The 22,966-nt window shown below is 71.0% G+C and carries 23 protein-coding genes and 1 pseudogene; 7 read left to right on the forward strand and 17 right to left on the reverse strand.

Annotated features, from left to right (window positions below):
• Window positions 1-7 precede the first annotated feature (7 nt).
• From ACFV0T_RS16865 to ACFV0T_RS16890, 6 genes are all read right to left on the reverse strand, one after another.
• Window positions 8-787 (reverse strand): ABC transporter permease, encoded by a 780-nt coding sequence (locus tag ACFV0T_RS16865; RefSeq protein ID WP_385779161.1) that lies wholly within the window; start codon window positions 785-787, stop codon window positions 8-10.
• Window positions 784-1,557: an ABC transporter permease gene (locus tag ACFV0T_RS16870; RefSeq protein ID WP_385779163.1), complete on the reverse strand. Its 774-nt coding sequence runs from the start codon at window positions 1,555-1,557 to the stop codon at window positions 784-786. Before ACFV0T_RS16870 ends, ACFV0T_RS16865 begins: the two co-directional genes overlap by 4 nt.
• Entirely contained in the window at window positions 1,554-2,525 is a 972-nt protein-coding gene (locus tag ACFV0T_RS16875) for an ABC transporter substrate-binding protein (protein WP_385779165.1), read from the reverse strand. Before ACFV0T_RS16875 ends, ACFV0T_RS16870 begins: the two co-directional genes overlap by 4 nt.
• Window positions 2,526-2,720: 195 nt before the next feature.
• Window positions 2,721-3,656 (reverse strand): PDR/VanB family oxidoreductase, encoded by a 936-nt coding sequence (locus ACFV0T_RS16880; protein ID WP_385779167.1) that lies wholly within the window; start codon window positions 3,654-3,656, stop codon window positions 2,721-2,723.
• Window positions 3,653-3,916 carry a hypothetical protein gene (locus tag ACFV0T_RS16885; RefSeq protein ID WP_385779352.1) on the reverse strand — a complete coding sequence of 88 codons (264 nt, stop codon included), beginning with the start codon at window positions 3,914-3,916 and terminating at the stop codon, window positions 3,653-3,655. Before ACFV0T_RS16885 ends, ACFV0T_RS16880 begins: the two co-directional genes overlap by 4 nt.
• On the reverse strand, window positions 3,913-4,980 hold the full coding sequence (locus ACFV0T_RS16890; RefSeq protein WP_385779169.1) for a Rieske 2Fe-2S domain-containing protein: 1,068 nt from the start codon (window positions 4,978-4,980) through the stop codon (window positions 3,913-3,915). Before ACFV0T_RS16890 ends, ACFV0T_RS16885 begins: the two co-directional genes overlap by 4 nt.
• Window positions 4,981-5,214: 234 nt before the next feature.
• On the opposite strand from ACFV0T_RS16890, the gene ACFV0T_RS16895 reads away from it, so the two are divergent.
• Window positions 5,215-5,709: a winged helix-turn-helix transcriptional regulator gene (locus ACFV0T_RS16895; RefSeq protein WP_385779170.1), complete on the forward strand. Its 495-nt coding sequence runs from the start codon at window positions 5,215-5,217 to the stop codon at window positions 5,707-5,709.
• Window positions 5,710-5,800: 91 nt separating this feature from the next.
• Here the strand turns inward: ACFV0T_RS16895 and ACFV0T_RS16900 are convergent, their stop codons facing one another.
• The 3 genes from ACFV0T_RS16900 to ACFV0T_RS16910 form a co-directional block, all read right to left on the reverse strand.
• Window positions 5,801-6,907 carry a DNA alkylation repair protein gene (locus ACFV0T_RS16900; protein ID WP_385779172.1) on the reverse strand — a complete coding sequence of 369 codons (1,107 nt, stop codon included), beginning with the start codon at window positions 6,905-6,907 and terminating at the stop codon, window positions 5,801-5,803.
• 311 nt (window positions 6,908-7,218) lie between these two features.
• Entirely contained in the window at window positions 7,219-7,743 is a 525-nt protein-coding gene (locus tag ACFV0T_RS16905) for an NAD(P)H-dependent oxidoreductase (protein WP_385779174.1), read from the reverse strand.
• 89 nt (window positions 7,744-7,832) lie between these two features.
• Complete coding sequence (locus tag ACFV0T_RS16910; protein ID WP_385779176.1) at window positions 7,833-8,417, reverse strand: TetR/AcrR family transcriptional regulator; 585 nt, start codon at window positions 8,415-8,417, stop codon at window positions 7,833-7,835.
• A gap of 256 nt (window positions 8,418-8,673) precedes the next feature.
• On the opposite strand from ACFV0T_RS16910, the gene ACFV0T_RS16915 reads away from it, so the two are divergent.
• Complete coding sequence (locus ACFV0T_RS16915) at window positions 8,674-9,531, forward strand: endo alpha-1,4 polygalactosaminidase (RefSeq protein WP_385779178.1); 858 nt, start codon at window positions 8,674-8,676, stop codon at window positions 9,529-9,531.
• A 102-nt stretch (window positions 9,532-9,633) separates the two neighbouring features.
• On the opposite strand, the gene ACFV0T_RS16920 is transcribed toward ACFV0T_RS16915, so the two are convergent.
• Window positions 9,634-11,544 (reverse strand): FUSC family protein, encoded by a 1,911-nt coding sequence (locus tag ACFV0T_RS16920; protein WP_385779180.1) that lies wholly within the window; start codon window positions 11,542-11,544, stop codon window positions 9,634-9,636.
• A 213-nt stretch (window positions 11,545-11,757) separates the two neighbouring features.
• Here ACFV0T_RS16920 and ACFV0T_RS16925 point away from each other — a divergent pair, with 213 nt between their 5' ends.
• The 3 genes from ACFV0T_RS16925 (at window position 11,758) to ACFV0T_RS16935 (ending at window position 14,180) form a co-directional block, all read left to right on the forward strand.
• A complete protein-coding gene (locus ACFV0T_RS16925; RefSeq protein ID WP_385779182.1) occupies window positions 11,758-12,747 on the forward strand; it encodes a Dyp-type peroxidase in 990 nt (329 codons plus the stop codon).
• Window positions 12,744-13,583 carry a family 1 encapsulin nanocompartment shell protein gene (locus ACFV0T_RS16930; RefSeq protein ID WP_385779183.1) on the forward strand — a complete coding sequence of 280 codons (840 nt, stop codon included), beginning with the start codon at window positions 12,744-12,746 and terminating at the stop codon, window positions 13,581-13,583. Before ACFV0T_RS16925 ends, ACFV0T_RS16930 begins: the two co-directional genes overlap by 4 nt.
• A gap of 315 nt (window positions 13,584-13,898) precedes the next feature.
• A complete protein-coding gene (locus ACFV0T_RS16935) occupies window positions 13,899-14,180 on the forward strand; it encodes a hypothetical protein (RefSeq protein ID WP_385779185.1) in 282 nt (93 codons plus the stop codon).
• Between the two features lie 19 nt (window positions 14,181-14,199).
• On the opposite strand, the gene ACFV0T_RS16940 is transcribed toward ACFV0T_RS16935, so the two are convergent.
• Window positions 14,200-14,679, reverse strand: a complete 480-nt coding sequence (locus ACFV0T_RS16940; protein WP_385779187.1) for a GreA/GreB family elongation factor — start codon at window positions 14,677-14,679, stop codon at window positions 14,200-14,202.
• Window positions 14,680-14,944: 265 nt separating this feature from the next.
• Between ACFV0T_RS16940 and ACFV0T_RS16945 the strand changes: the two genes are divergently transcribed.
• Window positions 14,945-17,227 (forward strand): FdhF/YdeP family oxidoreductase, encoded by a 2,283-nt coding sequence (locus ACFV0T_RS16945; protein WP_385779341.1) that lies wholly within the window; start codon window positions 14,945-14,947, stop codon window positions 17,225-17,227.
• Window positions 17,228-17,240: 13 nt separating this feature from the next.
• Here ACFV0T_RS16945 and ACFV0T_RS16950 read toward each other — a convergent pair whose 3' ends face one another.
• Window positions 17,241-17,915 (reverse strand): hypothetical protein, encoded by a 675-nt coding sequence (locus ACFV0T_RS16950; RefSeq protein ID WP_385779188.1) that lies wholly within the window; start codon window positions 17,913-17,915, stop codon window positions 17,241-17,243.
• A 197-nt stretch (window positions 17,916-18,112) separates the two neighbouring features.
• Between ACFV0T_RS16950 and ACFV0T_RS16955 the strand changes: the two genes are divergently transcribed.
• Window positions 18,113-18,739, forward strand: coding sequence for a DUF1345 domain-containing protein (locus ACFV0T_RS16955; RefSeq protein ID WP_385779190.1), 627 nt, complete (start codon window positions 18,113-18,115; stop codon window positions 18,737-18,739).
• Between the two features lie 27 nt (window positions 18,740-18,766).
• On the opposite strand, the pseudogene ACFV0T_RS16960 reads toward ACFV0T_RS16955, so the two are convergent.
• The 5 genes and pseudogenes from ACFV0T_RS16960 to ACFV0T_RS16980 form a co-directional block, all read right to left on the reverse strand.
• A pseudogene (locus ACFV0T_RS16960) lies at window positions 18,767-19,468 on the reverse strand (endo alpha-1,4 polygalactosaminidase); the annotation flags it as partial.
• 36 nt (window positions 19,469-19,504) lie between these two features.
• A complete protein-coding gene (locus tag ACFV0T_RS16965) occupies window positions 19,505-20,167 on the reverse strand; it encodes a spherulation-specific family 4 protein (RefSeq protein WP_385779192.1) in 663 nt (220 codons plus the stop codon).
• Entirely contained in the window at window positions 20,164-21,096 is a 933-nt protein-coding gene (locus ACFV0T_RS16970; protein WP_385779194.1) for an NAD-dependent epimerase/dehydratase family protein, read from the reverse strand. The genes ACFV0T_RS16965 and ACFV0T_RS16970 overlap by 4 nt, the downstream gene beginning before the upstream one ends.
• Window positions 21,097-21,103: 7 nt before the next feature.
• Window positions 21,104-21,817 carry an NDP-sugar synthase gene (locus tag ACFV0T_RS16975; RefSeq protein ID WP_385779196.1) on the reverse strand — a complete coding sequence of 238 codons (714 nt, stop codon included), beginning with the start codon at window positions 21,815-21,817 and terminating at the stop codon, window positions 21,104-21,106.
• 43 nt (window positions 21,818-21,860) lie between these two features.
• Complete coding sequence (locus tag ACFV0T_RS16980) at window positions 21,861-22,862, reverse strand: GDP-mannose 4,6-dehydratase (protein WP_385779198.1); 1,002 nt, start codon at window positions 22,860-22,862, stop codon at window positions 21,861-21,863.
• Window positions 22,863-22,966: the final 104 nt, after the last annotated feature.

A 22,966-nucleotide genomic window follows, 5' to 3' on the forward strand; every position in this document is an offset into this window, starting at 1 on the left:
ACGGAGTTCACGGGGACCGCCGGGCGGAGGCGCGCAGCCCGTGGTACCAGGCGAGCGCCCGCCGCTCGACCACCTGGAAGAGGACGGACAGCACGAAACCGAGCAGACCGAGCACCAGGATCCCGGTCCACATGTCGGGGATGGCGAAACCCCGCTGGAACTGCACGATGGTGAAGCCGAGGCCGTTGCTGGCCGCGAACATCTCGCTGATGACCATCAGGATGATGCCGATCGACAGTGCCTGCCGCAGACCCGCGAAGATCTGCGGGCTCGCCGACCGCAGCACCAGGTGCCGCAGGCGGGCGGCGCCCGTGACGCCGTAGGAGCGGGCGGTCTCCGTCATCACCGGGTCCACCGCCCGTACGCCCTCGACCGTGTTGAGCAGGACCGGCCACACGCAGCCGCTCGCGATCACCACGATCTTCATGGTGTCGCCGATGCCGGCGAACAGCATGATGACCGGGACGAGCACGGGCGGCGGCACCGCGCGCAGGAACTCCAGGACCGGTTCGCACACCGCGCGCACCCGCCGGTAGGAGCCGATGACCGTGCCCAGCGCGACCCCGGTCACGGCCGCCAGCGCGTACCCGGCGGCCAGCCGTTCCACGCTGGGCAGGACGTCCGTGCGCAGCCGGTCGGCGGTCCACACGTCCGGGAAGGTCCTCAGGATGGTCCGCAGGGGCGGCCAGTACACGTTCGTGCTGCCGTCGGAGGCCGCCCACCACAGGGCGATCAGCACGGCCGGCAGGGCGAACGCGAACAGCAGCCGCAGCAGCGCGCGCCTCACACCGCCACCTCTCCGCGCACCGACTGGTGCCACGCCAGCGCCCGCCGTTCCACCGTCCGGGCGCCGACGTTGATCAGCAGCCCCAGCAGCCCGGTGACCACGATCAGCGCGTACATCTCGGGCACCGCCTGCGAGGTCTGGGCGACGGCGATGCGCGCGCCCAACCCCGGCGCCCCGATGACCAGTTCGGCGGTGATGGCGAGGATCAGCGCGACGGCCGCGGCGAGTCGCACACCGGTCATGACGTACGGCAGGGCGGTCGGCCACAGCACGTGCCGGACCCGGGCCCAGGTGCCGAGGCCGTACGACCGTGCCGTCTCCTCCGCGACCGGGTCGACGTCCTGGACGCCGTACAGGACCTGGATCAGTATCTGCCAGAAGGAGGCGTACACCACCAGCAGCAGCACCGAGCGCAGTTCGGTGCCGTAGAGCAGGACGGCCAGGGGGATGAGCGCGATCGAGGGGATCGGGCGCAGGAACTCGATCGTCGAGGCCGTGGCCTGACGCAGGTGCGGGACGACCGAGACGACGACGCCGACCACGATGCCCGCGCCCACCGCCAGCGCCAGGCCCAGTGCCCAGCCGGTGAGGGTGTCGCCGAGGGCCGTCCAGAAGGCGCCCTCGGCGAGTTCGTCGGCGAACGCGCCGGCGATACGGCTGGTGGGCGGAAAGTAGGCTTCCTTGACCAGGCCGAATCGCGGCACCGCCTCGCCGAGGGCGAGGAAGGCCGCGAGTCCGGCCGCGCCGAGCGCGAGGTTCAGGCCCTTCACGGAAGCAGCTTGTCCAGGTCGGGAGCCGCCTTGAAGAGACCGTCCTGCTCGCCCAGCTTCTCCAACGCCTCGATGGAGGAGCGGTTGGCGTCGGCCGGCCACTTCGGCAGGGTGACCTGCGCGAGCACCGAGGCCGGGATCTTGGTGTAGGTGGTGACGATCTCGCGGACCTCGTCCGGGTGGGAGTCGGCGTAGGCGAGGGACTCGGCGGTGGCCTCCTGGAACTTCTTCACCACCTCCGGGTTCTGCTGCGCGTACTGCGTCGAGGTGAAGTACATGGCGACGGTGAGGTTCGGGGCGATGTCGACGAGGGGCGAGGCGATCTCCGTCCCGCCCTGGCTCTTGACGGTGGCGAGCGCCGGTTCGACCACCATGGCGGCGTCGATCTGACCGCTGTCGAGGGCGGCGGGCATCTGGTCGAAGGCGAGCTCGACGAACTTCACCTGGTCCGGGTCGCCGCCCGCCTTGCGCACCGATTCGCGCACCGCGGTCTCGTTGATGTTCTTCAGGGTGTTGATGGCGACCTTCTTGCCCTCCAGCTGCTTCGGGAAGGTGAGGGAGCTGCCCTTCTTCACCACGATGGCCCCGAAGTCCTTGCCCTGCGCGCCGGTCGAGGCGATGCCGTTGGCGATGGCCTGCACCGGTACGTTGTTGGACTGGGCGACCATCAGCGAGGTCATGTTGGAGAACCCGAACTGGAACTGGCCGCTGACGACGCCCGGCACGATCGCCGCGCCGCCCTGCGCGGTCGACACGGAGAGTTTCAGGCCGTGTTCGGTGTAGAAGCCCTTCTTCACGCCGAGGTAGACGGGCGCCACGTCGACGATGGGGATGAGACCCAGCTTGACCGTGGTGGTACCGCCGGACGAGGTGTCCTTGTCCGATGTGCCGGAGTCCCCGGACGAGCCACAGGCCGCAGTGGCGAGCAGGAAAGTACCGGCCGCGAGACCGGCGAGCAGACGACGCATGGCTCCTCCTGTGCAGACAACGGTGTTCCGACAGGCTGTGCGCTCACCGCACAGTAGTGCTCTGTTGGTGCTCAGCGGAACGTAGATGTCGCCGTCCGGCCGGGTCAATGGCTTGGCTGACAAAATTGTTGACAGTTACCGAACCGCGCTTCAAGCGTGTCCGGGACCGGGCGACGGCGCGGAAAGGGCCGTGGGTCAAAGATCCAGGAGCAGCCGCTTCCCCCGGCACCGGGACACGCAGATCATCATCGTCTCGCCCGCCTCCCGTTCGGCGGGCGTGAGTACGGAGTCCCGGTGGTCCGGCACGCCTTCGAGCACGTCCGTCTCACAGGTCCCGCACGTGCCCTCGGTGCAGGAGAACAGCACCTCGACGCCGGCGGCGCGGACGGTGTCCAGCACGGAGACACCCGGCGCCACCGTCAACGTCCGCCTGGCGCGAACCAGTTCGACCTCGAACGCGGTGTCGCCGCCCGGCGGTCGCTCCCTGGGTCGGAACCGCTCGACCTCCAGGGCGCCGGACGGGCACCGCGCCTCGACCGCGTCGAGCAGCGGGCCTGGCCCGCAGCAGTAGACCAGGGTGTCCTCGGGCAGCTCGTCGAGCACCGGGCCGAGATCCAGCAGCCCGCACTCGTCCTGGGGCGCGAGCGTGACCCGCTCCCCGTACTCGGCCAACTCGTCGGCGAAAGCCATGGAGTGGCGACTGCGACCGCCGTACAGCAGGGACCACTCCGCGCCCCCCGCCTGCGCCGCCGCGAGCATCGGCAGCAGGGGAGTGATCCCGATGCCACCCGCGACGAAGCGGTAGCGGGCGGCGGGCCGCAGGGTGAAGTGGTTGCGGGGACCGCGTACCCGAACCTTGGCTCCCTGCGCCAACTGGGTGTGCACATAGGCGGATCCACCCCGTCCGGCGGGCTCCCGCAGCACCGCGATCCGCCAGGAGGTGCGGTCCGCCGGGTCGCCGCACAGCGAGTACTGCCGTTCCAGCTCCGGGCCGAGCAGGACGTCGACATGGGCGCCGGGCTCCCACGGCGGGAGCGCCTCGCCGAGCGGATGGCGCAGGGTGAGAGCGAGCACGCCGTCGGCGACCAACTCCGTGCGGGCCACGACGAGTTCGGCCTCGTGTCCGGTCACGATCCGTGTCCTGGCGGCTGGTGTCCCTCGGGGTGGCCGAGCATCCACTCCCACATCTGGACCGGGTCCTGCGCGGTGTGCTCGGCACCGCAGTGGCAGGTACCGCGCAGGGTGTCGGTGCCCGGCAGCCAGTCGACGCGATAGATCTCGCGCGGCTCTTCACGAACGTCGGGCCCTTCGGAGGCCTCGGGCCCTTCGTAGGCGTCGCGCCCCTCGGAGCCGTCGGGACCTGCGAGGCCTTCGGAAAGCAGCCTGCTCACAGCACCCCCTCCAGCGGCTTGTCGCCCTCCTCGACCAGCCGGGCGAGGATACGGCGGGCGGCCAGACCACCGGTGTCGATGTTGATGCTCAGCTCCTGGTAGCCGGTGCGTTCGGTGCCGAGGGCGCGCTGCAACAGGTTGAGGGCGTCCACGTCCTGCATCACCACGGTGTGGTTGTTGGCCCGCAGGAACTCGGTGACCTCCTCGTCGTCCGTCGCCCAGTCCCGCGAGACCATCCAGAAGTCGTACACCCCGCCGTCGGAAGACGGGGTGATCGCGTATGTGATCTCGGTGTGGAAGCCGTTCGGATCGCCGCCGTCGGCGTCCGGCAGCACGCCCACCGGCGCGATCCGGCTGTGCAGCAGATACAGGCACGGGGCGTGGTACTCGATGTCCTGCCAGCGCGTGATCCGGCCCTCGATGCCGGTGGAACGGGCGTAGAACGGCGGGCACTCGGCGTCGTCCATGCGCCGGCTCACCCGCACGATTCCAGCGCCCTCGTCGACCTCGGTGGTGATGGGCGTCTCCGCCACCTCGGGCGTGCCGATGTAGCCGCCGTGCAGATACGTCTCGTGGGAGAGGTCGAGGAGGTTGTCGACCAGCAGCCCGTAGTCGGCGTCGATCGGTTCCATGCCGCGGACCGTGGTCCAGCCGGGGGAGTCGAGGTGGCGGGCCCGCGGTATCGTCCGCGGGTCGGCCCGCGCCGGGTCGCCGATCCACACCCACACCAGGGAGTCCAGTTCGGCCACCGGGTAGGAGGCGACGCGGGCCGTGCGCGGGACCCGCTTCTGCCCGGGCACGTACACGCACGTGCCGGTCGTGTCGTACGTGAACCCGTGGTATCCGCACACGATGCGGTCCCCGTCGAGTCGGCTCCGCGAGAGCGGGAAGCGCCGGTGCACACACCGGTCGTGCAGCGCGACGGGCGTCCCGTCCGCCTCGGTCCGATAGAGGACCAGCGGCTCCCCGAGCACGGTCCGACCGAGCAACTGCTCGCGCCCGACCTCGTGACCGTAGGCGACGACGTACCACTGGTTCCTGGCGAAGGCGGTGGTGTGCGGCATGGGGCGGCTCCCGTGTCTCTCGTGGTGACGACATGGTCGGGAGGTCCTCCGGTGGGGCGCAACACCGCTTCCGCCTCACGGAAGATCCGATGTGAGGTGCATGTTCAGCAGCCTGAAGGGCCCGGGTTCGGCGCCCGACCGCCGCGACGTCGATGGCGCCGAAGAAGATGTGACCTACAGTTACTGCTAAGGTAGAAGTCGCCAGATGTCCGCCACTGACGGAAGGGCGCGTGGATGCCGGCCCGTGTTCGGTTGGAAGACCGTGAGTGTCCGCTGTCGCAGACCATCCAGCACGTGGGGGAGTGGTGGACGCTGCTGATCCTGCACGACGCCTTTGATGGTTTCACCAGGTTCGATCAGTTCCAGGAGAACCTGGGGATCTCCTCCAGCATGCTGACCAGCAGGCTCAAGTCCCTGGTGGCCGAAGGGCTGTTGGAACGGCGTCGCTATCAGACCCGTCCGGATCGCCACGAGTACGTCCTCACCGAGTACGGCCGTTCGCTGCGCTCGGTCATCGTCGCGCTGGCCGCCTGGGGCAACTCCCGGCTCGACGCGGACCAGCGGAGCATGATCCTCGTCGACGCGCGGACCGGCGACGAGGTCGACCCCGTCGTCGTCGACCGGACGACGGGACGGCGCGTCGACACCGACGAGTTCGTGTTCACGGCGGGCCCGGCGGCGAGCGAGGCGATGCGTACCCGGTACGCGGACACGGTGGGCGGAGATTGACGCCCTCCTGGCCGATCGCCTTCCCCGGTCCGCCGGTCGCCGGTCAATGGGCCGCCGATCGCCGGTCGATCCACCGCCGGTGGATCGCCGGTCAGGGAGCCGCCAGCAGGGTGAACTCCGCTCGGCCGCGCACCTCTCCGTTGACCTGGAGTTCCAGGGCGTGGTCGCCGGGATGGAAGACCCGGGTGGTGATCCGCTTGAAGGAGTGGCGACGGCTGAGCGAGACCCGCTCGCCCGCCTCCAGTGTTCGGGTGGTCAGCTTGAAGACCTTCGGCGCGGTACGGCCGTTGGCCTTCTGGTAGTGGATCACGTAGTCGATCGCCAGCTTGGCCGGCGCGCTTCCCTCGTTGACGACGTCGAACGCGAAGGTGATCTCGTCGCCCACGGCCACCTCGTCCGATCCCAGGCGCAGTTCGGCCACGGACACCGAGGTCGCCGGTTCGAACCCCATCAGAGCGAGGGCTCCGGGGTGGCCCTTCTTCACCGCCGTGCGCAGGGCGTGTCGTACGACGCGCGGTGTGTGGGCGTCGGGGGAGGCCGTCCACCCGGTCGCGATCTCGACGGCCAGGTCCGGTGCGGCGTGGCTGATGTCGTTGACATGGTTGGCCACGGACCGGCGTACGTACTCGGACGGGTCCCGGAAGAGCGCGTCGAGGAGCGGGACGGTGAGCTCGGGGCGTTCCAGGAGCGCGGGCACCCGGATCGCCCACGGCAGACGCGGGCGGGTGCCCTCGCTGGCCAGGCGCCGTACGTGCTCGTCCGGATGACTCGTCCATCGCTGGGCCGCACGGAGGGTCCGGGACGGGTCGGACCTGAGCATGCGCCGGATGGCGAACTCGGCGGTCAGCCGAGGAGTGAGGTCCGCCAGCAGCTGGAGGGCTGCCTCGAAGGCGTCCGGATCATCGGCGTCCAGGGCGCGGGTGACGACCGCCTCCGTCACCGGCCAGATCATCCAGCCGGTGAACTCGGGATCCGTCAGGGCGACGCGGATGATCTCGTCCGTCGTGGCGTACCTCTCGGGGAGCGTCGCCGTGAGCGCGTCCCGCAGCAGGTCGCAGCGTTCGCGTAGGGCCAGTCCGTCGACAGCCGGCCCGCACTCGCGCACGGCCTGCGCACCCTTCGGCCGGCCGGCCCGCTCGAGGCAGCCGGCGAGGTCCGCCACGGCTGCCCTTCCCAGCAGTTCCTCGGCCAACGGCACGCGACGCTCCTTGTCCTCACGTTTTCACGTTTTCACGGTTTCACGTTTCGACGTCTCCGCCCTCGGTGGGCTCGACGGAAGTCGAGTGGGGGGCGGGGGCTGCGCGGAATGGTTGCGAAGCGCCCCGCGAGCAGGTCGCTTCGATATTAGCAGTAACCTGCTCGCGTCTCGGGGGCGTCGCGACTCCCGGAGTGGCAGACCGGGCGGCACCGGGCGACTGGCGAGCTCCCTCGGATGCATGGGTGCATGGCTGCGTGGGTGCGTGCATGGGTGCCAGGCGTATGGCCCCCCAGATGCATGGGTGCGGCAGCCTAGAACCCGGCCAGGAGCTCGCGGTAGCGCTTCGCGTGCAGGGCCAGTTCCTCGTCACTGGTGCCCCGGGCGTCGTGCAGGACGAGCGGCTCGTTGTAAGCGAGGCCCGTACGGCGGGCCGTCTGCTCCAGCGGGCGGAGCAGTTCGGTCACCGTGAAGCCGTGGAAGCCTCCGGGGCGGTACGCCTCCTCCACTCCGCCGGTCGACGTGACGAGCTGGAGTGTCTTGCCCGCCAGGAGCGGGCCGTTGTCGTACGCGAAGTCGCGCAGCATCACTTCGTCGAGCCACTGCTTGAGGAACCCGGGGATCGAGTACCAGTGGAACGGGAACTGGAAGACGATCACGTCGTGTTCGCGTACGAGCCGCTGCTCCGCCGCGATGTCGAGGACCTGGTCCGGATAGGCCGCGTACAGGTCGTGCACGGTGACGTCGTCCAGGTCGCGTACGGCGTCGGCGAGGGCCGAGTTGATGCGGGAGCGGTCCAGATGCGGGTGGGCGAGCAGGACCAGGGTGCGCGTCGGCATGGAATGGATCCCTTCTTCTTCCGGACAGACAGGTCTGTCTTCATGTGGGCTGTGGCCGCTCCCCGGAGTTGCCCGGGGAGTGGTGGGGGTCAGTCGGCTGTCGTGAGTGAGCGCTCGACCAGCGCGTGGGCGGCCGCTTTCGCGGCGGCGGGCATGGCCGGGTCCTGTTCCAGCTTGCCCGCGGCCAGTGTGCCGTCGATCAGCAGGGTGAGCTGGAGCGCCAGCTCGTCCGGATCCGGCGCGCCGGCCGCCTCGGCCAGGGAGCGGACCCACCGCCGTACGGCCCGCTTGTGCTCGACCGTAACGGCGTAGGGCGCGCTGTCCGGCTCGCTCTCGGCCGCCGCGTTGATGAACGGGCAGCCGTGGAAACCGTGGCGTGCGTACGAGGCGGCGACGGCGTCGAACATGCCCACCAGTTGCTCGCGGGGGTCGTCGCCCGCCGCGAGGGCGGCGCCGCGGAGCTTTCCCCGCCAGGAGTCGTCCGTGCGGCGCAGGTAGGCCGCCGCCAGCTCGTCCTTCGACGGGAAGTGCGCGTACAGGGTCGCCTTCGCGACACCGGACTCCGCGATGATCCGGTCCACGCCCACACCGCGGAGCCCGTGCGCCGAGAACAGGTCGCCGGCGGTGGTCAGGATGCGCTCGCGGGCGGGGATCCGCTGTGCGGTGGTGGGCATGGGATCACCTCGGTGTCGGGAGCGTCCGGTGCGCCGGACGCCTGGGCAGCGCCTCTACGACGTCTCCGAACCAGCAGACAGGTCTGTCTATTCCGTCGGGTGAGGCGCGGCGCCGGAAACTCGCCCCGCGCCTCACCCGCTGCGTACGATGCCGTCTCCGCCGTCCGACACGCCCTGCCCCGGCACCCGGCGACCACACCGACGCGAAGGAGTCGCAGGAGGCGGACGTAAGGACGTTCGTTGCCCGGGAGTACGTATGTCGAGACGCACCGCCACGCCGTTCCACCGACGCACGAGCACGGTTGTCACCGCCGCCGTGGGCGCCGTCGCCGTCCTCGGCGCGGGCCTGCTGTTCTCGCACGCCTTCGCGCCGAACCCCGCCCCGGACGCCGTCGAGCCCGTCCTGCCCTCGGCCGGCGCACCCTTCGACTACCAGATCGGCCGGCCGTACGCCCCGGCCGCCGGCGTGCGTGCCGTGTCCCGGGACCGCTCCGCGAAGCCCGCGCCCGGCCTGTACAACATCTGCTACGTCAACGCCTTCCAGGCCCAGCCCGACGCGCTCGGCTGGTGGCAGGAGACCCATCCGGACCTGATCCTGCGGGACACGAGCAGGCGACTGGTCATCGACGAGAACTGGGGCGAGGCGCTCCTGGACACCTCCACGGCCGACAAACGTGCACGGTTGGCCACGATCGTCGGAGAGTGGATCGACGGGTGCGCCGAGAAGGGCTTCCAGGCCGTCGAACCGGACAACCTCGACTCCTACCAGCGGTCGCACGGCCGCCTGACCCGTGCGCACAACGCCGACTTCGCGAAGCTGCTCGCGAGGAAGGCCCACGCCCGTGGACTGGCCGTCGGACAGAAGAACACCGCCGAACTGCTTCCCGACCGGGCGAGGATCGGTTTCGACTTCGCCGTCGCCGAGGAGTGCGGCCAGTACGACGAATGCGGCGCGTACGCCGAGGCGTACGCCGACCGCGTCTTCGACATCGAATACACATCGGCGGGCTACCAGCGCGCCTGTACCCGCTGGGGCAAGTCGCTGAGCGTCGTGCAGCGCGACCTCGACGTCACCGCACGCGGCTCCGAGACCTACACCTTCCGCTCCTGCTGACCGGTCGGCCCCCGGTTTCCGCACCGCGTGCCGTTCGTCGGCGTCGACCACAAACCGGCTACCGGGAACGGCAGTTGGGGCGCGCGTGGGGTAGGGGTGCCGTCAGCTCCCCGGACGATGCAGTCGGTGCAGGAGGAGGTAGGCGCGTTGTTCGGCGGCGGCGAGTTCGGTGGGGTCGATGCCGGCCGGCCACAGTTCACCGGCCGCGGTGTCGTCGGCTTCGCGCAGTTCCACCACCGACAGCGCCAGACTCACCTGGGCCACGGGGAGCGGCGGTCCGAAGGGGTCGCCGAGCGCCAGCTCGGCCTGGTCGGCGGCCCTCCGGCACGCGGCCAGCGCGCGTTCCACCCGTACCGCGGCACGGTCGTGGACGATCAGCAGCGCGCACCCCAGCCCCACCGCGATCCCCACCACGCTGCCCAGCACCCGGTCGAGGACCAGCTCGCCGGTCGGGGCGGGCGCGGACAGGTCGCTCAGCAGCAGGGCGAGCGGGGTGAGGAAGACGACGGCCAGACCGTAGTTGCGGACCACGACGTACTCCAGCAGGAACTCCAGGACCACGATGACCAGCGCGAGCGCCACCGGCTCCGGGTCGGCGGCCAGCACCCCGAGCGCGAGCACCAGCCCCACGGCCGTGCCCAGGGTCCGCTGGACGGCACGCTGGGCCGTCGTGCGGAGGTTGACCGAATGCAGGACGGCGGCCGCCGAGATCGCCGCCCAGTAGCCGTGCTCCAGGTGCAGCAGGACGGCGAGCCCGCCCGCCACGCCGGTGCCGACGGTCATCCGCAGGGCGGGCACGGTCAGCGCCACGAGACGGTCGGGGCCGCCCGGACGCCCGATCAACAGTTCGGTGGCGCGCGCGGCGGCGGGATCGCCCGACGCCCCGGACGGTGGTGCGCCGGACGGTTGCGCCGGGGGCGGCTGTGCCCCGGGCGGCTGTGTCCCGGACCGTTGTGCCGCGGTCGGCCGCGTTGTGGACGTCGGCGCCGCGGACGTCCGTGTCGAGGGCCGGGCCGCCGTATTGTCCCGCGCGACCGTCGGTGGCGTCGGTGGCGTGGGCGCACCGGTGAGGAGCAGGAGTTCGGGCAGGACCGGGGGAGTACGGCGGTACCGGTCGGTGAGGAGGCGGGCCTGCCGGCGCAGGCCACGGACCGTGGCGGCGGGATCCTCCGGCGGACGCCGCGCGGAGTCGATCAGCAGGGTCCAGGACAGGTCGGTCAGCTGGACGAGGGCCGTGTCGCGGCCGGGCTCGGTCGGCTGTGCGCGCGGCGGGGGCGGCAGCCCGAGGGAGTGGTAGGCGTGCAGCACGGCGACCGTCGCCCGGTGCCGGATCTGCCGTGGCACGGCCGCGCCCTCGGACGCCTCCAGCATGTCGGCGAGCCGGCGCAGGGCCGTGGTCACCGCCAGCCGCTGCGGCCGGTCCGGATGCACCAGCCGGCCGGACACCGCCAGCAGCCAGGCGAATGCCGCTCCCGCGGCGGCGAGCGCGGTGCAGGGGAGCACATCGGCGCCCGTGGGCGACTTGTTGGCCGCCACCGCGAACGCGAACAGCAGCAGCACCGCACCCAGACCGGTCAGCCGGGTGACGTCGCAGACGAACTTCGCGAGCCCCGCGACGAGCGCCGTGGCCGCGACCACCACGGCGGCGCCGGCTCCGCCCGCCGTCGGACGGGCCCACACCGCGAGGGCCGTACCGCCTCCCACGCAGGCGGTCATCGCCACGGCGACCAGGGCGAGGACGCGGGCCCGGCGCCAGTAGGGCAGATTGCGGCCGAACGTGCTGGTGAAGGAGCCCAGCATGGCGTAGACCGCGAGGTCGGGCCGCCCCGCCTGCACGATCGGCACGCCGACCAGCCCCATCGCCAGGGCGGCCCGCGCGGCGAAGGGCACCGCCCCGTCCACGTCGTGCAGGGTCAGCGCGCCGCGCAGGGAGAGCGCGTGCCGCGCACCGCCGACCGTGTGCCGCCGGCCGTGCCGAAGCCAGGACGGGACGAACCGGCGTGAAATCGGCATGCTCCGTATATACCCCAGGGCTGTACGGCAAGGGGTATGCCCAGTCATGGCGTCGGGTTGCTTCGCCGGGACGGCCGCCCATGGGCGGCCGTCCCACGGTCCCCGTGCTGATTCGCCCGGGACCCAGCAGGATGGAAGAGGGACGGGCCGTTTCGTGTGCGACAGACCTTTCGTGCGTGAAAGACCCTTTACACAGCTGACGAGGAGCCGCTCGTGGTGGAGCCGCAGACCGTGATCGCCCCACCGGCCAGGGCCACGGTGTTCCTGGTGGTCACGATCACCCCGGGGCGCGAGGAGACGGTCCGTGACCTGTTGGAGGACGTCTCGGGCCTGCGCCGCTCGGTCTCCTTCCGCGCCCCCGACGACCAGCTCAGCTGTGTCGTCGGCGTCGGATCGGCGGCCTGGGACCGGCTCTTCGACGGACCGCGCCCACAAGGACTCCACGCGTTCGTGGAGTTGACCGGTGAACGCCACCGGGCCCCTGCGACCCCGGGAGACCTCCTCTTCCATCTGCGAGCCCGCCGTATGGACCTGTGTTTCGAACTGGCCCGGCTGATCGGGGAGCGGCTGCGCGGCGCGGTCACGGTGGTCGACGAGGTCCATGCCTTCAAGTACTTCGACGAGCGGGACCTGCTCGGCTTCGTCGACGGCAGTGAGAACCCCGAGGGGCGGCGCGCGGTCGACGCGGTGTTCATCGGCGACGAGGACCCCGATTTCACGGGGGGCAGCTATGTGATCGTGCAGAAGTACCTGCACGACCTGACGGCGTGGAACGCCCTGTCGTCGCAGGAGCAGGAGGAGGTCATCGGGCGGACGAAGGCGGCCAACGTCGAACTCCCCGACGACGTCAAGCCCGCCGACTCCCACGTGGCCCTCAACACCATCACCGACGAGGACGGCAACGAGCGAAAGATCGTGCGCGAGAACATGCCGTTCGGCACCATCGGAGAGGGCGAGTTCGGCACATACTTCATCGGCTACGCGCGAACACCGGACGTGACCGAGCAGATGCTGAGGAACATGTTCCTCGGCGACGGCCGAGGCGCGCACGACCGCATCCTCGACTTCTCGACCGCGATCACCGGATGCCTGTTCCACGTGCCGACCGCCACCTTCCTCGACGATCTTCCCGACGCGCCCGTCGGCGCGGCGAGGACGGGTGGCTCACTGGGCATCGGCAGCCTCAAAGGAGCTCGGACATGACCACGCCCGACACCGTCAGCAATCTGCATCGCGAACTCGCCCCGATCACCCCCGCGGCCTGGACCGAGATCGAGGACGAGGCGCGCCGAACCTTCCGCCGTAACCTCGCGGGCCGACGGGTCGTGGACGTCTCCGGTCCCGAAGGCCCCGAGCTGGCGGCCGTGGGGACGGGCCATCTGACCGGGATCGACGGCCCGGAGGGCGTCAGCGCACGGTTGCGCGAGGCCCAGCCGCTGGTCGAACTGCGGGTGCCGTTCACGGTGAGCCGGGCCGCCGTCGACGACGTCGACCGGGGCGCCGAGGACTCCGACTGGCAGCCGGTCAAGGACGCCGCGCGCACCATGGCGTTCGCCGAGGACCAGGCCGTCTTCGACGGGTACGCGGCCGCGCGCATCGACGGACTGCGCGGGCGCACCTCCAACCCCGTGCTGCGCTTTCCGGCGGAGCCGCGCGACTATCCGGACGCGGTCAGCCGCGCCCTGACGACGCTCCGGCTGGCCGGCGTCCAGGGTCCGTACTCGCTGCTGCTGGGCGCCGAGGCGTACACGGCGGTCAGCGAGACCTCCGACCACGGCTATCCCGTCGTCGCGCACCTGGGCCGGATCCTCGACGGCCAGCCGGTCTGGGCGCCGGCCATCGAAGGGGCCTTTCTGCTCAGCACCCGGGGCGGCGACTACGAACTGCGGCTCGGCGAGGATCTCGCCATCGGTTACACGGCGCACGACGCCACCGACATCGAGCTGTACTTCCGCCAGACCCTGACCTTCCTGGTCTACACGGACGAAGCCGTGGTGGTGCTCGACCCGTCCGCCGCCGCGAGCGCGGGGACGGCGTGACGCCGCGGCCTTGATCCCGCGGGTGGGATCCGGCGAAGGCGCACGGCGAGGATCTACGGCGCGGGCCTACGGTCAGCCGCCTGCCGCGACCGCCTGCCGCGACCGCCTGCCGCGACCGCCTGCCGCGACCGCCTGCCGCGACCGCCTGCCGCGTGCCGGCGGAGCGACGCGACTATCCTCGTTGCATGGTGCGCGACCAGGGAGCGGAGACGCTGTTCCCCCTTGCGGAGACATAGGTCCGCAGGAGCCGGCCACGCGTTCGGTCTGTACCGAGGGTGATCGAGGCCCGGGTGCGCACCGGAGGAGGACGGACACATGGGACACCACCACAAGTCCAACCGAGCGGTAGAGGGCAACCCGGACTACGGCCGTGGCAGGGGCATGCCGCTGCGACCCGACCAGGACGAGCTCGAACGGCGGACGGAGCGCGATCGCCGGGACGTCGACCTGGCCGCCGGGACCCCGCCGGACCCGCAGGCCGTGTACTGGGCGGAGCAGAACGAGATCGACCGTGAGGCGGACTCGGGCGAGCTCCCGACGGGCAAGGTCACCCGCAGGGCCCGGGACCCCTTCCCGCCGACCCGCTACCAGGGCTGAGCCCGGGGCCGAGCAGGGATCACTCCTGTCCCTCGGGAGGCGTCCCGAGGGACACCACCACCGCCGTCACCTTTCCCGCGGGCGTGGCGTACCGCACCGAGTCGCCGGCCCGGCGGCCGAGCAGCGCGCGCCCGAGGGGACTGTCGGACGTGACCAGCGTCTGGTCCGACGCCGACGCCACCTCGCCGATCTGGAAGGTCTCCACCGAGCCGCCCGCGAAGCGCACGGTGACCGTACTGCCCACGCCCACCAGGTCGGTGGCGGGCGGCCCGGCCGCCGCTCCCTGGCCAAGTCGCAGGGTGAGGTCCGCGATCCGGGCGTCGAGCCGGTCGAGTTCGTCGGCGCGCTGCAACTCGTCGGCCTCGTCGGCGCGGTCACCGACCGTGTCGGGGTCCCGCAGGGCGGCCGCGACCGTCGCGCGTTCCGTGCGGACGTCGGCGAGCTCCTGCTCGAGGGCGTGCCGGGCGGCGTCACTGATCGGCGCGGGTTCGCTGGTCATTTCCTGCTCCTCGGGGCGGGACACGAGAAAGGGTGGAAAGCACCCGTTTTCGGGCATCGTAGCCGAGGTGGTGACACGGTGTAGCGACCGTCGGCAACCGTCGCGGTGCGCCATGGGATCACCCGCCATAGCCTGAGGGGGCGACGGCCGTCGAACCCAGCCCAGGACGGGCGAAGGGGTGAGTGCCTTGAACGCCTCCCATGCCTCCCACGGTGACAACGCCTCCCACGGAGACCAGGTGAGCTCCCGCGAGGACCAGGAGAGGCTGGAACCCCGTGTAGGGCCCGTTCCCACCGAAGAACCGCACTTCCGTCCGTACCACCACCCTGCGGCCGGCTGGGGCGCCGCCAAGAGCGTGACCCGTGTACTGGCGCGGGAGCGCGCCCTCGTGGACGGGCCACGGGCGATCATGCGGATGAATCACGAGCGGACCGGATTCGACTGTCCCGGATGCGCCTGGCCGGACGACATCAAGGGCCTGCATCTGGACATCTGCGAGAACGGGATCAAGCACGTCACCTGGGAGATGACCCCCAAACGCGTGGGCCGCGAGTTCTTCGCCGGCCACACGGTCGCGGAACTCTTCGGCTGGAGCGATTTCGACCTGGAGGACCAGGGACGGCTGACCGAGCCCATGGTCTACGACCCCGAGTCGGACCACTACGTCCCGATCGGCTGGCAGGACGCGTTCGAACTGGTCGGCCGGACCCTGCGCGAGCTGGACGATCCGAACCAGGCGTCGTTCTACACCTCGGGCCGGCTCGGCAACGAGGCCACGTTCCTGTACCAGTTGTTCGCCCGCGAATACGGCACGAACAACCTGCCCGACTGCTCCAACATGTGCCACGAGGCCAGCGGTCGCGCACTCCAGGCGTCCCTGGGCACCGGAAAGGGGACCGTCGACCTCAAGGACTGGGAGGCCACCGACGCGCTCTTCATCATGGGCGTCAACGCGGCGTCCAACGCGCCCCGGATGCTCACCGCGCTCGCCGAGGCGTACCGCCGCGGCGCCCAGATCGTGCACATCAACCCGCTGGTCGAGGCGGCCGCCACCTGCACCATCGTGCCGCACGACTTCATGGACATGGCTCTGTTCAAGACGACCAGGACCAGCACCCTGAACATCCAGCCCCGCATCGGCGGCGACATGGCGCTCCTGCGCGGTGTGGCCAAGGCGGTCCTGGAACAGGCCAAACACGATCCGAAGGCGCTGGACCAGGAGTTCATCGACCGCCACACGGCGTACTTCGACGAGTACCGCGAGGTGTGTGAGGAGACCCCCTGGGAGGAGATCGAGCGGCAGTCCGCGGTCAGCCAGGCCGACATCCTGAAAATGGCACGGATCTACGGCGACGCCGACCGCAGCATCATCAGCTGGTGCCTGGGCGTCAGCCAGCACGAACACGGCGTCGACACCGTGCGCGAGATCGTCAACCTCCTTCTGCTGCGCGGGAATCTGGGCCGCGAGGGCGCCGGACCGTCGCCGGTGCGCGGGCACAGCAACGTCCAGGGCAACCGGACCTGCGGTATCGACCACCGGCCCACCGAGGCGTTCCTCGCGCGGCTCGCCGAGGTCTGCGGGATCGACCCGCCGCGCGAGCACGGCCTCGACACCGTCGGCACCATCCAGGCGATGCACCGCGGCGACGTGAAGGTCTTCGTCGGCATGGGCGGCAACTTCGCGCTCGCCGCGCCCGACACCCCGTACACCTACGACGCGCTGCGAGCCTGCGACCTCACCGTCCAGGTGAGCACCAAACTCAACCGCAGCCACGTCGTCCACGGCCGCCGGGCGCTCATCCTGCCGTGTCTGGGCCGGACCGAGAAGGACCACCAGCGAGGCGGCATCCAGAGCACCTCGGTCGAGGACTCGATGAGCATGGTCCACCTCTCCATCGGCATGAAGCGCCCCGCCTCGCGGCACCTGCTCTCCGAGCCCGCCATCATCGCGGGGATGGCCCGCGCCACCCTCCGTGAGAGCGACACCCCGTGGGAGTGGTACGTCGAGGACTACGACCGCATCCGCGACACCATGGCCCAGGCCCTCGACGGTTTCGAGGACTGCAACCGCCGGGTGCGTCTGCCGCTCGGCTTCCGTATCAAGCAGCCGGCCCGCGAACTGGTCTTCCTGACCGGCACGGGGCTCGCCGAGTTCTCCACCGCCCCGCTGCCCGACGTCGTCCCGGCCGCGGGCACCCTGGCCCTGCAGACCATGCGCTCCCACGACCAGTGGAACACGACCATCTACTCCGACGACGACCGCTACCGGGGCGTCAAGGGCCTGCGCACCCTGGTGTTCATGAACAAGGACGACATGCGCGAGCGCGGCGTCGGCGAGTTCGACCCCGTCGACATCACCGCCACCGCCAAGGACGGCAGCCGGCGTCACCTCGACGGATACCTCGCCATCCCCTACGACATCCCCCGTGGCTGCGCGGCCGGCTACATGCCGGAGATGAACGTGCTGTGCGCGATCGGCGACTACAGCGTCCAGAGCGACCAGCCGCTCATGAAGCACGTCAAGGTCACCATCACCCGCGCCGCCTGAGAGCGACCGCGCCTCAGCCCTGGGTCCGGTCTTCGGCGGACGCCGCCTCCTGGATGTCCTGGTGGCAGTGGTCCATCAGCTCGCCCAGGTCGTCGACTTCGGGGTCGAGTTCCGCGGCGCGCGGCGCGATCTGCCGTGCACAGACCGTCGTGGCCAGGGCGAGTTCGACGCAACGGTCGGTCTCCCCGTCGCCGAGCAGGTCCTCGATGCGAGAGGCGAGACCGGCGAGTGTCTCGTCGTCGGTCTCCGGCACCAGGTAGCCCTTGAGACCCGACGGATAGGGCGTCCGCTCGCGGAACTCGCGCAGCGCGGTGACGACGGCGTGCTTCTCGCTGAACCCGTCGAGGAGCCCCATGAGGACGTACAGACGAGCCGTCAGCCGGGGCAGCCCCGGAAAGCGGTCCAGCCAGTCCACCAGCTTCTGCTGACCGCCGAGATGGTCCGTGACCTGCGACATGATCGAGGCGTAGGTGTTGGTCTGCACATAGTGGAAGGGCAGCAGCCGCGCCACCTGCCCGGCGAGTTCCGCCTCCTGCCGCGGGGAGAGCTCGTCGGCGATCAGGCCGCTGACCAACTCGCCGTCGATGCCGAAGCCGACGGGCTGCGACAGGTGCTCCGCGCCGCGTGTCAACTCCTGGCGCAGGCGCGACAACTCGTCGCCGATCTTGTGCAGCGGTTTCTCCCGCATGGATCCTCCCGGCCGTAAGTGCTGGTCATCCCTGGTGGGCGCGCACGAGCCCGCACCAACACCCTGCCGTCCGCGACCGGGGAGCGCGCGTCTGTTGGCCCATGCGGGCTAGGCGCGGGCGGCGTCCGGCTCACCTTCCCGAGACGCGTGGGGCGATGCCGTGGCCAGGGCCGCCGATACCGTTAGTGTCCCGACGCATGAGTACCTGGCTGCCGGTCTCCGCCATCCCACGGCTCGCCTGCGCGGTGGTCGTCGGCGCCGTGGTCGGCGCCGCCGTCGGTGTGCCCGTCGACGCACCGCTGGGCGTCCTGGCCGGCATCGCCGCGACGGAGGCCTTCTTCGTCGTGGCGGGCTGGATCGTGCTGTGGCCCATGGACGCCTCGGCCACCCACGCTCATGCCCGGCGGGAGGACCTGCGGCCCGTGGCCGAGGAACTCGTGGTGATCGCGGTCGCGGTGTGCGGACTGGTCGGCATCGTCGTGCTGCTGCTCGGCAACTCCGACACCGCTCACGCCGTGACGGCGCTCACCGGCGTGTTCGCGGCCTGGGCGGCACTGCACCTGATGTACGCCACCCGCTACGCCTACCTCTACTACCCGAAGTCCGCGGGCGGGATCGACTTCAACTCCCCGCAGCCACCGGCGTACCGCGACTTCCTGTACTTCAGCTACAACCTGGGCATGACCTACCAGGTCTCGGACACCGACGTCTCCAGTACGACGATCCGCGCCATGGCGCTGCGGCACTGCCTGCTGTCCTACGTCTTCGGCACCAGCATCCTCGCCAGCGCCATCAACCTCTTCGTCGGGATCGTCACCGGCTGAGCCCGTTTGGAAGGGGCCGGACCGGCACTAGCAGGCCCGGCGCCACACCCCGAGCTCCAGTTTCTTCAGCATCGACGACAGCCTCAGCTTGCGGGACTGCGGGCAGAAGCTGCCGGTCGGCTCCTCGTACTCGACGTGGAAGACCGCCTTTCCGGCCTTGATGAACGGGGTGAGCCGCGCGCACTCGTCGTACTGCGCGCACTCCTCGTTGACGGCGAAGTCGAAGTCGCGCAGGAGCTCGGGGATCTGCGGAAGGTCGTTCTTGAGGCCCACCGACAGGCCCCGGTCGTGGGCGATGTCCGCGATCATGCGGTTGTACGCGAGCTGGTCGCGCGCGGTCAGCGGGAAACCGGTGTCGTTGCCGTAACCCTCCACCAGGTCCGGCTCCACCGCGTCGAAGCCCTTGTCGCGGCACATGTCGAACCGGCGTTCCATGATCGGCCGCAGTGCGGACAGCCGGCGGATGTCCAGCCACCGCTCGCCCTCCCAGCCGTTGGGGGCGCCGAGCAGCGAGCGGGGGAAGGCGGCCGCGTCGGGGCGGAAGTCCTCCCAGGCGCCCACGTTGACGTAACAGATGACCTTGCGGCCGTCGCGGTGCAGGCGGGCCACGTCCGCCGCGGAGTTCTCGAAGCCGTCGATGTCGTAGACGGGCACGTCGGCGGCCGACGGGTCGACCTTCCCGTCGAGCTGCCACTGCCAGGCCACCCCGGGCCGCGGCCGCCAGCGTGGCCAGCAGGGTCGCGCAGGTCAGTGCCGTGCAGTTCCTCATTGCTCCGTCCCGGTCAGTGCGGGGGTCAACTCGGCCCAGGGGTTGGGCGGTTCTCCCGTCACGGGTCCGCAGACCGCCGCGCCGCGTTCGCGCGCGGTGCGCACGGCGAGCGGCACGAGCGCCTCGGGCACGCCGTAGACGAGGTGGCAGAACTGCTCCGGCGGGTGCCGCGCGGTCCACGGCGGTCTGCTGAACGCGGAGACGTACGTGGACCAGTGGCCCTCGAACGTGACCGTCAGGTCGGCGAGCCGGGCGTACCCGGGAGCCGGATGGACGCCCGGGTTCAGCACGACCGTCCCGGCGCCGGCCCGGCGCACCGAGCGGACCAGCTTGCGGCAGGCCGGCAGACCGGCCGGTGCCGAGGTCACGCGGTCGAGGAAACAGCCGTCGGCCGCGTACCACTCCCGGTGCCGGACCATGTCGGCGGTGACCTCGGCCGGGTCGCGCGCCCCGTAGTCGGTGTCGACGTAACCGAGGAGCCGGGCCCCGGCCGCCCGCAGCGCCCCCGCCGCCGCGGTGAACGCCGGGTCGGGGCCCGGACCCGGACCGTTCGCGGGGTTCAGGACGACTCCGTAGGTACGGGCGGCCGCCGTGATGAGCCGGTGCCAGGCTCCCGGGTCCTCGGCCGGGTGGACGTACAGCGGAATCAGCAGACTCACGGCGCCCGGTCGCCTTCCGGACGGCCCGGCGAGGTACCGGCGGCCGCCCACAGCGCGGCCAGCGAGTCGTCCAGGCCGTGGGACGGCCGCCAGCCCAGAGCCGCACCGGCGGCCGTGATGTCGGAGCACTGCCACGACACCTGGGCCGAACGCGCGGATCCGACCGCATCGCCCCCGTTCTCCTCGATCCGACCCGGGAAACCGGCCAGCCGCGCCAGGGCCCGCACCAGATCGCGCACCGGTACGGCCTGCCCGCCGCCGATGTTGAGGACCGGCGGCAGCGGCCCGGGGGCGGTGGCGGCCAGCACCACCGCCCCCGCGACATCGCGTACGTCCACGAAGTCCCGGTACGCCGACAGGTCACCGAGCCGCAGCACCGCGTCCGGGTCCGGTCCCGCCGCCCGCAGCAGCGCGGCGATCCGGCCGGGCAGCCCGGTGGCCGGCGCCCCGGGCCCCACCGGGTTGCCCACCCGCAGCACCACCGCGTCCAGGCCCGACGCGGTCACCGTGACCGTGCCCGCCAGCTTGGTCGCGCCGTACGGCGCGACCGGACAGGTGGCCGCCGACTCCGGCACCCGGGTGTCCGGGACGCCGGGGCCGTACTCGGCGGCCGAGCCCAGATGGACCAGCCGGGCCGCGGGAGCCGCCTCGCGCAGCGCGGCACACAGCACCGCGGGGCCACGGGAGTTGACCTCGGCGAGCGTCACCGGGTCACCGCCGGTCGCGCCCGCGCAGTTGATCACGGTGTCGGGCGCCGCCGACACCAGGGTCTTCGCCAGCCGGTCCGGAGGGACCGTGGCGAGGTCGATGCCGAACTCGGCGGCCGGCGAGCGGCCGCCGACGAGGACCGACGCGCCCGGCAGGGCGCGCAGTCGCTCGACGACGTGGCCGCCCAGATAGCCGGAGGAGCCCAGGACGAGAATGCGCATGCGGTGGTCAGGCTCCCTTGAGCAACATCGACTTGCGGGTGCTGAACTCGGCGTTGGCCCGGTCGTAGTCGTCCGGACGTCCGATGTCGAGCCAGTATCCGTCGAAGTCGTAGGCGTGCGGCGGCGACTGGGCCGCGAGGAGGTCGAGCACCAGCTCGTCGAAGCCCAGCGGCAGCCCCGGCGTGTAGCCGTCGAGCGTCGATCGGGACAGGCCGTAGACCCCCATGGAGACCCGGTAGTCCACGCTCGGCTTCTCGGTGAACGCGACGACCTTGCTCGCGGCGGTCGTCAGCACCCCGAAGTCGATGTGCACCTTGCGCTGATAGGTGGCGATGGTCAGCGGGGCGCCCGACTCCTCGTGCCGGCGCAGTACGTCGGCGTAGTCGAGGTCGGTGAGGACGTCTCCGTTCATCACGAGGAACGTCTCGGGCAGCCGCTCGCGCAGGGTGAGCAGCGGGCCCATGGTGCCGAGCGGGTTCTCCTCGGTGGCGTAGTCGACCGTCATGCCCCACTGGGAGCCGTCGCCGACATAGGCGCGGATGATCTCTCCCAGGTGGCCGATGGCGATCGTGCAGTGGGTGAAGCCGGCCGTGGCGAGCTGGCGGAGCACGATCTCCAGGATCGCGTGCCGGTCACCGATGGGTACGAGCGGCTTGGGCAGCGCCGTCGTGTAGGGCCGCAGCCGGACACCCTTGCCTCCCGCCAGGATCACTGCGTGCATGAGACTCCTCCTTGGTGGATGTACGCGAACGTGCCGGACGGGGTCAGATGTTGTAGATGCCGGTCTTGTAGCGGGACAGGTTGGCCGGGTCGCGGAAGAACTCCACGGTCCGCGCGAGCCCCTGCTCCAGGGTGTGGGCGGGCTGCCAGCCGGTGGCCGCGCCGAGCCGGGTCGCGTCGGCGACCAGCCGCATCACCTCGGAGTTGGCCGGCCGGATGCGCTCGGTGTCCTCGCGCACGTCGAGCGGGGTGTCCATCACCTTCCCGATCAGGGCGACCAGGTCGCCGACCGAGATCTCCCCGCCGGTCCCGGCGTTGAAGGTGCGGCCCACGACCTGCTCGGCGGGCGCGGTGCCCACCGCGAGGAACGCCTGCGCGGTGTCCTTCACATAGGTGAAGTCCCGGGTCGGACGCAGGTCGCCGAGGGTGATGGTGCGCTGCCCGGCCGCCACCTGGCCGATGACGGTGGGGATCACCGCCCGCATCGACTGGCGCGGCCCGAAGGTGTTGAACGGGCGCAGCGTCACCACCGGGGTGTCGAAGCTCGCGTGGTAGCTGTCGGCGAGCCGGTCCCCGCCCGCCTTCGAAGCGGCGTACGGGGACTGGGTGTTGATGGGGTGGTCCTCCGTGATGGGCACGGTCTGCGCGGTGCCGTACGTCTCGCTGGTCGAGGTGTGCACCAGCCGGGGCGTGCCCAGGGCGCGCACCGCCTCCAGCACGTTGAGCGTGCCGGTCACGTTGGTGTCCACGTAACTGTGCGGCGCCTGGTAGGAGTACGGGATCGCGATGAGGGCGGCCAGATGGTAGGCGCAGTCGGCGCCTTCGAGCAGGCCGCGTACCGAGCCCGGGTCCCGGACGTCGCCGAGGACGATCTCCACGTGGTCCAGGACGTCCGCGGACAGGGTCTCCAGCCAGCCGTAGGAGGAGAAGGAGTTGTACTGGGCCATGGCCCGCACCCGGTGTCCCGAGGCGACCAGCGCCTCGGTGAGGTGCGAGCCGATGAATCCTTCGGCCCCGGTGACGGCGGCGAGCGGTGCGGAGGTCAACTCAATGGTCCTTCCGGTCGGTTGCGCAGATGTGGGGGGCGGATCCGGCCCGCGAGGGGCCGGTGTTCGTACGGGACTGCGGGGTGTGGTGCGGGGTGCGGGAT

Source organism: Streptomyces sp. NPDC059582 (assembly GCF_042735715.1).
Taxonomy (GTDB): Bacteria; Actinomycetota; Actinomycetes; order Streptomycetales; family Streptomycetaceae; genus Streptomyces.

Excerpts from the sequence above, each read along its gene's own strand:
- ACFV0T_RS16875 (WP_385779165.1), bottom strand. The coding sequence starts at position 2,525 with ATGCGTCGTCTGCTCGCCGGTCTCGCGGCCGGTACTTTCCTGCTCGCC.
- ACFV0T_RS16890 (WP_385779169.1), bottom strand. The coding sequence starts at position 4,980 with ATGCCGCACACCACCGCCTTCGCCAGGAACCAGTGGTACGTCGTCGCC.
- ACFV0T_RS16895 (WP_385779170.1), top strand. The coding sequence starts at position 5,215 with ATGCCGGCCCGTGTTCGGTTGGAAGACCGTGAGTGTCCGCTGTCGCAG.
- ACFV0T_RS16905 (WP_385779174.1), bottom strand. The coding sequence starts at position 7,743 with ATGCCGACGCGCACCCTGGTCCTGCTCGCCCACCCGCATCTGGACCGC.
- ACFV0T_RS16910 (WP_385779176.1), bottom strand. The coding sequence starts at position 8,417 with ATGCCCACCACCGCACAGCGGATCCCCGCCCGCGAGCGCATCCTGACC.
- ACFV0T_RS16915 (WP_385779178.1), top strand. The coding sequence starts at position 8,674 with ATGTCGAGACGCACCGCCACGCCGTTCCACCGACGCACGAGCACGGTT.
- ACFV0T_RS16920 (WP_385779180.1), bottom strand. The coding sequence starts at position 11,544 with ATGCCGATTTCACGCCGGTTCGTCCCGTCCTGGCTTCGGCACGGCCGG.
- ACFV0T_RS16930 (WP_385779183.1), top strand. The coding sequence starts at position 12,744 with ATGACCACGCCCGACACCGTCAGCAATCTGCATCGCGAACTCGCCCCG.
- ACFV0T_RS16935 (WP_385779185.1), top strand. The coding sequence starts at position 13,899 with ATGGGACACCACCACAAGTCCAACCGAGCGGTAGAGGGCAACCCGGAC.
- ACFV0T_RS16940 (WP_385779187.1), bottom strand. The coding sequence starts at position 14,679 with ATGACCAGCGAACCCGCGCCGATCAGTGACGCCGCCCGGCACGCCCTC.
- ACFV0T_RS16950 (WP_385779188.1), bottom strand. The coding sequence starts at position 17,915 with ATGCGGGAGAAACCGCTGCACAAGATCGGCGACGAGTTGTCGCGCCTG.
- ACFV0T_RS16955 (WP_385779190.1), top strand. The coding sequence starts at position 18,113 with ATGAGTACCTGGCTGCCGGTCTCCGCCATCCCACGGCTCGCCTGCGCG.
- ACFV0T_RS16970 (WP_385779194.1), bottom strand. The coding sequence starts at position 21,096 with ATGCGCATTCTCGTCCTGGGCTCCTCCGGCTATCTGGGCGGCCACGTC.
- ACFV0T_RS16975 (WP_385779196.1), bottom strand. The coding sequence starts at position 21,817 with ATGCACGCAGTGATCCTGGCGGGAGGCAAGGGTGTCCGGCTGCGGCCC.